Annotated in this window: 2 protein-coding genes; one reads left to right on the top strand and one right to left on the bottom strand. The window is 41.6% G+C overall.

Annotated elements, in window-relative coordinates:
- Positions 1-149: 149 nt before the first annotated feature.
- A complete protein-coding gene (locus tag R7O13_RS26360) occupies positions 150-566 on the top strand; it encodes a hypothetical protein (RefSeq protein ID WP_015313390.1) in 417 nt (138 codons plus the stop codon).
- Here R7O13_RS26360 and R7O13_RS26355 read toward each other — a convergent pair.
- The coding region (locus R7O13_RS26355) for a hypothetical protein (RefSeq protein WP_318305141.1) at positions 552-764 on the bottom strand (213 nt) is incomplete at its 5' end. The two genes, R7O13_RS26360 and R7O13_RS26355, sit on opposite strands and share 15 nt — an antisense overlap.

Here is a 764-nt window from a genome sequence, read left to right as displayed (position 1 = left end):
AGTAGTTTAGTAGTTTAGTAGTTTGGTAGTTGACTCATTTTTGGATTAGATATGGAGACATAGATTATACCGAATAGACACCTTGCTATCCTCGAACTCCATTGCCTAGACTTTAATCTGATTACCCATGCTAAACGAAGGTATTCTTCATGAAAATAATGTCTAAATGTAATGTGTTCGTTATCTCTTTATTCACTTTGGGGCTTTTGGGCTGCGCAAGCACGAAAGACAATATGGTGGCCAAAGGGTTTCCTGTTCAATATGCAGAGGGTTTTGATGACGGGTGTCACAGTGGATACAAAGCGGCTGGAAGCTTGTTTGATGAATTTAAGAAAGACATTTCCCGATTTAACTCTGATAAAAAGTATGCTCAAGGTTGGTCTGATGGATTCAGACAGTGTGAGAGTGAACAGGAAGCAATTGAGCGTCAAACCCGAATAACAATAGAGCAGCAAAAACTGATTGAACAACGCAAAGCCAATGAGCGCTCAGAGACATATCTTCTTGAAAAACATGCATTAGAAGGAGTCGATACAAGCGGACTTGAGAGTTTAACCTCCAAGTAGCGGCGGAGTATTGCGAGTCGATGTACTTTCCATACATTTAGTATTTCGCAAAACGACGTAGATGTATGGAATGGGCCGCAGTTGTTTACTATAACTGGCGGTCGCGCTGAACTTCACTTTGCCCAAAGACAGGCTGAGTCTCGTATGGTCAAATAGCGATAGCAGCTGACGTTTGGTTACCCTCCATAATAGGTAGAA

The organism is Vibrio sp. Y176, from assembly GCF_033438945.1.
This window is presented reverse-complemented; position numbering and strand designations above follow the sequence as displayed.

Bases quoted from the DNA above. Each gene is read 5' to 3' on its own strand.
- R7O13_RS26360 (WP_015313390.1), top strand. From the start codon at position 150: ATGAAAATAATGTCTAAATGTAATGTGTTCGTTATCTCTTTATTCACT.